Consider the following 446-nt stretch of genomic DNA (forward strand, 5'->3'; position numbering starts at 1 on the left):
GGAAGTCCGGCAACGCCTCGTCGCCCTCGCCAGAGTCCGCCTCGGTGCTTTCGGCATCGGCGCCGGAATTGCGCAGCGGTTCGGGCAGCCAGCCCGTCTCGGCGAGGAGACGTTCGGCTTCGGTCGCCATGTCGCCCTTCTTCAGATGTGCGATGAGTTGGGCGGCGCGCTCGCCGGCGCCTTCACGCACCGCTTCGAGGATGCGGGGCTTGGTGACGCGGCCGAGATAGTTGGCGACGGTCGGCCGCCACCCGGCTTCGGCCATGTCGAGCCCGACCGCCAGCGACAGGCGATCGGCTTCGGCGATGCGCTGTTCGACACTATGCGCCGAGACACGGCCACCGTAGCGATCGGCCCGCTCATAAAGCGCATTGACGCCGAACGAAGCGCAATGGGCGAAGAGTTCGGCCTGTTCGGGGCCAGTCAGTGCGGCCAGCCCATCCCAG

General features: G+C 68.4%; 1 pseudogene. It reads right to left on the minus strand.

From position 1 onward, the window contains the following. Nucleotides 1-446, minus strand: a pseudogene (locus AACY19_RS27355) (hypothetical protein); the annotation flags it as partial.

The sequence above is a fragment of the Pseudomonas sp. EA_5y_Pfl2_R50 genome (assembly GCF_963970475.1).
Lineage (GTDB): Bacteria > Pseudomonadota > Gammaproteobacteria > Pseudomonadales > Pseudomonadaceae > Aquipseudomonas.